General features: G+C 33.3%; 7 protein-coding genes. All 7 read left to right on the plus strand.

Going from position 1 to position 6,614, the window contains the following annotated elements:
- Positions 1-56 precede the first annotated feature (56 nt).
- The 7 genes from KA828_RS11370 (at position 57) to KA828_RS11400 (ending at position 6,436) form a co-directional block, all read left to right on the plus strand.
- A complete protein-coding gene (locus KA828_RS11370; protein WP_000449985.1) occupies positions 57-1,157 on the plus strand; it encodes a DNA polymerase family A protein in 1,101 nt (366 codons plus the stop codon).
- Positions 1,150-1,521, plus strand: a complete 372-nt coding sequence (locus tag KA828_RS11375) for a hypothetical protein (RefSeq protein ID WP_001058156.1) — start codon at positions 1,150-1,152, stop codon at positions 1,519-1,521. The genes KA828_RS11370 and KA828_RS11375 overlap by 8 nt, the downstream gene beginning before the upstream one ends.
- Positions 1,518-3,161 (plus strand): DUF5906 domain-containing protein, encoded by a 1,644-nt coding sequence (locus KA828_RS11380; protein WP_001015578.1) that lies wholly within the window; start codon positions 1,518-1,520, stop codon positions 3,159-3,161. The genes KA828_RS11375 and KA828_RS11380 overlap by 4 nt, the downstream gene beginning before the upstream one ends.
- Positions 3,162-3,386: 225 nt before the next feature.
- Entirely contained in the window at positions 3,387-5,063 is a 1,677-nt protein-coding gene (gene ccrC, locus KA828_RS11385) for a cassette chromosome recombinase CcrC (RefSeq protein WP_000676596.1), read from the plus strand.
- A 105-nt stretch (positions 5,064-5,168) separates the two neighbouring features.
- Positions 5,169-5,507 (plus strand): SAUGI family uracil-DNA glycosylase inhibitor, encoded by a 339-nt coding sequence (locus KA828_RS11390; RefSeq protein ID WP_000171559.1) that lies wholly within the window; start codon positions 5,169-5,171, stop codon positions 5,505-5,507.
- 95 nt (positions 5,508-5,602) lie between these two features.
- The gene (locus tag KA828_RS11395) at positions 5,603-5,914 is read left to right on the plus strand and encodes a DUF960 family protein (protein WP_001083109.1); all 312 of its coding nucleotides are present in this window, start codon (positions 5,603-5,605) and stop codon (positions 5,912-5,914) included.
- 15 nt (positions 5,915-5,929) lie between these two features.
- Positions 5,930-6,436, plus strand: a complete 507-nt coding sequence (locus tag KA828_RS11400) for a DUF1643 domain-containing protein (protein WP_000447786.1) — start codon at positions 5,930-5,932, stop codon at positions 6,434-6,436.
- The last annotated feature ends 178 nt before the right edge of the window (positions 6,437-6,614 follow it).

Consider the following 6,614-nt stretch of genomic DNA (forward strand, 5'->3'; position numbering starts at 1 on the left):
AAAAAATTAAAGCAAAAGTTAGCGCGCAACTTTCTGCTATAAAGGAGCAAATTTATATGGAGACAAGAGACAAACTGATGTCATTGACTCAAAGTGACAAAACACAGCAATGGCTAATGGACAAGTCATCTAACCAAGATGACATTCAACAATTGCAGCAACAATTCAGTCAGCAGCTTGATCAACAATATAATGCACTTTTAGCTGATGAAAAAGCTAAGTTAGACCAATACGTGGAAGTACATCAAGGATTGGAATCATTAAAGGAAGAGATTGAATCAGAACCTATTACGCTTAATATCGATAAATTACCCGATATCAAAGCAACAATGCTTGAAAGAGCCAAGAATGATGAACATTCTGATAAAATCGAAAAGCTATTTGATAGGTTAGAACAGGCATTAAATGGTACGAATCGATTATATACGCAATTATCGTTGATTGGTACACGAACACATCGAATTACAACTAAAAATTTTAATCTTCAAGGCTTACCTAAAGCAGTCCAACATACGATTTTACCTTCAAAATTTAAGAAGGTGTATACAGTCGATTTTAAATCGTTTGAACCATCAGTTGCAGCGTACATGACTCAAGATTCAAAACTGATTGACTTGTTAAATCAGAAAGACGGACTGTATGACGCATTGCTAAGTGAATTAGGCTTATCAGATGAGCTACGTGTATTTGTTAAACGTGCATTTATTGGTTCGTTTCTATTTGGAGGTAACTTCAAAAATCCTAAATTCAAGCTGAATCAATATGTAAGTGAAGTACAATGGTTGGATGCGGTCAGCCAATTTACAAAAGTCATTGAACTTAAGAAGCACGTTGAAAAGAGTAATTCCATGCCTATGCCTTATAGTATTGAGCATGATATGAGCGCATTTCAAGGTAGCAGTATTATGGCAATCTACGTACAAACTGTAGCGAGTTATATTTTCAAGCACATTCTGCTAAAAGTGTACAAAGCACAGTGCGATCAAAAAACGTTCAAGATTATAGTACCTATACACGATGCGATTATGATTGAATGTGAAGATGAAGAAATTGCACAAAATGTGGGTCAGTTAATGAAAGATACGGCTAACCAGTTGTTCAATGGTGAATTTGCACATGTGACAGTGGAAGAAATAGGAGGCGTAGACCATGAATAATGATAGAGGACAAAGCCTACACATCCCAAGTAGTACACCAATCAAAGAAAATAATATATATGTAGCTACGTTACATTCTGTGATCCAAACAGATTTCTCAGGTGAAATAAAGCACCAATTCACGTATGAAATTGAAGTGAACAATCAGATTGTATATGCGAATCGTAATATTCCAACAAAACCGAGCGCTAATCAGTTGTCAATTCATGATTGGCTGAAACGTCATAGCAACTATAGCGCAAGTCATGAAAACTATGAGCCTTATATTGATCAGAAACATTTAATTCTATTAGGTCAATATAACGGTAACTATTATGTACAAGATGTAGCATCGTTAGATGCGTTTGGAGGCGTATTATCATGAATCATATATTACAAATGTTATCTAAGCTATTAAGTGTGGCCAAGGAGGCAATCGACCGTCAAGGTCTGATTGCTATCCTAACTATTCCTGTTAATAATAACGATGAAATAGAAGAAACGGCTCAAGGTGAAACCGTGTATAACGAACTTATCGATCAGTTACGACTTAATATCCCAAAAGATACGGATTATCAACCTAACATCTATAGTTATTTTGGTATTAAGAAGAATCCTAATGACACCGTACTCATGGAAATGATGATAAAGGTTTTTCATATCAAACGCTTTAATTCAGAACTGTTTATTTTCAAAGTTAACGGGTGGCAAAAGATAAATGGAGATGAATTACAAGGGTTGATATCTAAAATGATACAAGTATTGCTTGTAGATTATAAGCCTTCACTAAGCACTCTAAAAAATGTCGTAGATGGATTGCAAAAATCAACAGATGTAGAAGAACTTGTTGAGAATGAGCGCTATATTGGTTGTGGTGAAAATATGTTCGATCTTAATACGTTTCAAGTCGTTAAAAATTCAATCGATATCTTTCCAAAAACACGATTGAATTTATCATTAAGTACAAATGATGTAATTACTGATAAGATACCGCCTTATTTTAAGCAATATATGTTACAACTTGCGAATTATGACGATGATTTACAATACTTTCTTTTCCAACATACAGCAGTATTACTTACAGCTGATACTAAATACCGTAGGGGTCTCATATTATATGGTGGAGCTAAGAATGGTAAATCTGTATATATTGAACTAGTTAAATCATTTTTCTATAGTAAAGATATTGTGTCTAAGCCACTTAATGAGCTTGAAGGTCGTTTTGACAAAGAAAGTTTAATTGACAAAAGTCTAATGGCAAGTCATGAAATTGGGCAATCTAGGATTCAAGAAAAGATCGTAAATGACTTCAAAAAGTTATTATCTGTAGAATCAATGCATGTTGATCGTAAAGGAAAAACTCAAGTGGAAGTCATTTTGGATTTGAAACTTATTTTTAGTACAAATGCGATACTTAATTTTCCTCCTGAACATGCGAAAGCTTTGGAGCGTCGAATTAATATTATTCCATGTGAGTATTATGTTGAAAAAGCGGACACTTCATTAATTGATAAGCTCCAGAGTGAGAAGAAAGAAATCTTTCTTTACTTGATGTATGTGTATCAACAGATTGTAAAAGCAGATATCGAGTATCTTGAAAATAGCCGTGTCACTGAAATTACTCACGATTGGTTAAATTTTGGATATGAATTTGTTTCTAGCAGGTCCGTAAGTAATGCAAATCAGAAAGCATGTATTAATTTACTCAGAAAACTTATAGAAATCAAATCAGGATCACGAATCAAAGTATCCGAGTTAAATAAAGTTATTAATGAAGAAATAAAGGTAAGTTCTCAGGTTATTAAACAGTTAATTCAAGCAAACTTTGATACTCAAACCAAACTATACAATGGCTACGATTATTGGATTGATTTAGGTTGGAAAGAAGCCAATAAAAAAGAGATTCATGATATTTCGGAAAAAGATAATATTATTTCATTAGATAAAAATGAAAATATAACAGACGATGAGGCATTAGATGAAGAGAATTTGGACTTTGATTGGGAGGACTTTGACGATGAATAATGAACAAATTGAAGCATTTGTAGAAGTGCTTGTACCTATCATAGAAGAACGTATCAATAAAGGTAATTAAGGCTAATTACGTACTACAGGCAGTTGCCTGTAGTACTCATATGATTAAGTGGTAAAAGTGATAAAAATGAAACGAAATTATAAATATATATTATCTATATGTTGTTACAAGACCGATAGTCTGTAGCAATAATCTAATAAAAGGAGCGGTATGATATGAAGGGTAAAATTGCACTTTATTCACGCGTTAGTACGTCAGAGCAGTCGGAGCATGGGTACTCAATCCATGAGCAGGAACAAGTACTCATCAAAGAAGTTGTGAAAAATTTCCCAGGTTATGACTATGAGACATATACTGACTCAGGCATTTCAGGTAAAAATATTGAAGGTCGTCCGGCAATGAAACGTCTATTACAAGATGTTAAGGATAATAAAATCGAAATGGTGTTAAGTTGGAAATTGAATCGTATCTCACGATCAATGAGAGACGTGTTTAATATTATTCATGAATTCAAAGAACATGATGTAGGGTATAAATCGATTTCTGAGAATATTGATACATCCAATGCTTCTGGAGAAGTACTCGTTACAATGTTTGGGTTAATAGGATCTATAGAACGCCAGACTTTGATTTCGAATGTGAAACTTTCTATGAATGCTAAGGCAAGGAGCGGAGAGGCAATCACCGGTCGTGTTTTAGGCTACAAATTATCACTTAATCCACTTACACAGAAAAATGATTTGGTTATCGATGAAAATGAAGCTAATATTGTACGTGAAATTTTCGATTTATATTTGAATCATAATAAAGGCCTCAAAGCCATTACAACCGTACTTAATCAAAAGGGGTATCGTACTATTAATCAAAAGCCATTTTCAGTGTATGGTGTTAAATACATTTTGAATAATCCAGTCTATAAAGGCTATGTCAGATTCAATAACCATCAAAACTGGGCTGTACAGCGAAGAAGTGGCAAAAGTGATAAAAATGATGTGATATTGGTCAAAGGTAAACATGAAGCCATTATAAGTGAAGAGGTATTTGATAAAGTTCATGAAAAATTAGCTTCTAAAAGTTTTAAACCGGGCAGACCTATTGGTGGAGATTTCTACTTACGTGGCCTTATTAAATGCCCAGAATGCGGAAATAATATGGTATGTCGACGGACGTATTATAAAACGAAAAAGTCCAAAGAACGGACAATCAAGCGTTATTACATTTGTTCCTTATTCAATCGTTCAGGGAGTTCTGCATGTCACAGTAATTCCATCAATGCTGAAGTCGTCGAGCGTGTAATTAATGTTCATTTGAATCGTATTCTGTCTCAACCAGATATTATCAAGCAGATTGCGTCAAATGTGATAGAAGAACTGAAACAAAAGCATAGTAACCAAACAGAAATTAAATATGACATTGATAGTTTAGAAAAACAAAAAGCTAAGCTTAAAACACAACAAGAACGATTGTTAGAATTGTTCTTAGATGATCAGATGGATAGCGAAATGTTAAAAGCTAAACAAAGTCAAATGAATCAACAGTTAGAAGTATTAGATCAACAAATTAAAGAAGCGCAACAAGCAAATCAATCACAGGATGAAATACCTAATTTTGATAAATTAAAAGGACGACTCATTTTGATGATAACACGATTCAGCGTGTACTTAAGAAAGGCTACACCCGAAGCTAAAAATCAACTTATGAAAATGTTAATTGATTCAATTGAAATTACGACAGATAAACAAGTAAAACTTGTAAGGTATAAAATTGACGAAAGTCTTATCCCTCAATCTTTGAAAAAAGATTGGGGGTCTTTTTTTATGCCCAAATTCCAATTTGAAATATATGGTCAAAATGATTATTTCATCGACCAAATTACCACTTTTACCACTTAGTTATTAGTGACAAAAGTGAGCGAAATGAAATAAAAATCAAATATATATTATCAAAATGATGTATCACATGCATACATCAATCAAATACATTAGGAGGTCATAACCATGACACTAGAACAACAACTCAAGCACTATATAACCAACTTATTCAATCTGCCAAGGGACGAAGTGTGGCACTGCGAATCTATCGAGGAAATCGCTGATGATATCTTACCCAATCAATATGTAAGACTTGGCCCACTCAGTAATAAAACACTTCAGACTAATACCTACTACTCTGACACACTTCATGAAAGTAATATCTATCCTTTCATTCTCTACTATCAGAAACAACTCATAGCCATCGGTTATATCGACGAAAATCACGATATGGATTTCTTATACCTACACAACACTATCATGCCTCTTTTGGATCAACGATACTTACTAACAGGAGGACAATAAAATGCATAAATACATCAAAATTACACAATTAGTCATTACAATACTAAGTGAAATCATCATTTGGATGAAAGAGTCAGAACGAAAGGAAGTCTCTTATGAATAGATATATCACCCGGGGTATCGCCAACAACTTACCTAATATCTTACAACACCAATTATGGCAACTCGTATCTGAGCGAGAACAAGAACAAACCAAAGATAATACTTCAGTAGATTATTTTCATATATTCCAGTTCAATAAGCATCGCAATCAATTATATATCAAACACAAACAAGAACGACCTGAATATGCGAAAATCCATAAAGCTAATTATTCAAAAGCAATCAATATCAATAAGGTCTACATTATTCGAGAAGATGATGTAGACCTTTCTTATTATGTCATGTTATTACCTGAAGAATACTAGAGGAGTGAAAATTATATGGAAACAATCAAAAGTACATTAAAAACAGAAGCCATATTCAGTGATGACAAACAACATCGCTATCTACTTAAGAAAACATGGAATAGTGAAAAACAATCAATCACAATCATTACAATGTATCCGCATTATGATGGCATTCTCAATATTGACCTAACGACCCAACTCATCATGAACAAAGTTTCAGAAATGGATGCATTTGGTTCAATCAATTTTGTGAATCTATACTCTAATATTACAACCCCTATCAATCTCAAACATTTAGAAAATGCGTATGATAAGCATACAGATATTCAAATTATGAAGGCAGTGAAAGAGTCAGATGAAGTGATATTAGCTTGGGGCGCTTACGCTAAAAAGCCCGGTGTTGAAGCACGTGTTAATGAAGTATTAGAGATGTTGAAACCACATAAAAAGAAAGTAAAACGACTCATGAATCCAGAAACCAATGAAATCATGCATCCCCTTAATTCGAAAGCACGTCAAAAATGGATATTAAAAGTATAGCAACTAAAATGTTTATTCACTATCCATGAAAATAATTGAATTTCATATATATCTTTTAATCTACAATATGATTAAAAGATATATTATTTGGTTCTGTTGCAAAGTAAAAAAATATAGCTAACCACTAATTTATCATGTCAGTGTTCGCTTAACTTGCTAGCATGATGCTAATTTCATG

The sequence above is a fragment of the Staphylococcus sp. GDY8P85P genome, assembly GCF_017892405.1.
GTDB lineage: Bacteria > Bacillota > Bacilli > Staphylococcales > Staphylococcaceae > Staphylococcus > Staphylococcus borealis.

Excerpts from the sequence above, each read along its gene's own strand:
- KA828_RS11370 (WP_000449985.1), top strand. The coding sequence starts at position 57 with ATGGAGACAAGAGACAAACTGATGTCATTGACTCAAAGTGACAAAACA.
- KA828_RS11375 (WP_001058156.1), top strand. The coding sequence starts at position 1,150 with ATGAATAATGATAGAGGACAAAGCCTACACATCCCAAGTAGTACACCA.
- KA828_RS11380 (WP_001015578.1), top strand. The coding sequence starts at position 1,518 with ATGAATCATATATTACAAATGTTATCTAAGCTATTAAGTGTGGCCAAG.
- ccrC (WP_000676596.1), top strand. The coding sequence starts at position 3,387 with ATGAAGGGTAAAATTGCACTTTATTCACGCGTTAGTACGTCAGAGCAG.
- KA828_RS11390 (WP_000171559.1), top strand. The coding sequence starts at position 5,169 with ATGACACTAGAACAACAACTCAAGCACTATATAACCAACTTATTCAAT.
- KA828_RS11395 (WP_001083109.1), top strand. The coding sequence starts at position 5,603 with ATGAATAGATATATCACCCGGGGTATCGCCAACAACTTACCTAATATC.
- KA828_RS11400 (WP_000447786.1), top strand. The coding sequence starts at position 5,930 with ATGGAAACAATCAAAAGTACATTAAAAACAGAAGCCATATTCAGTGAT.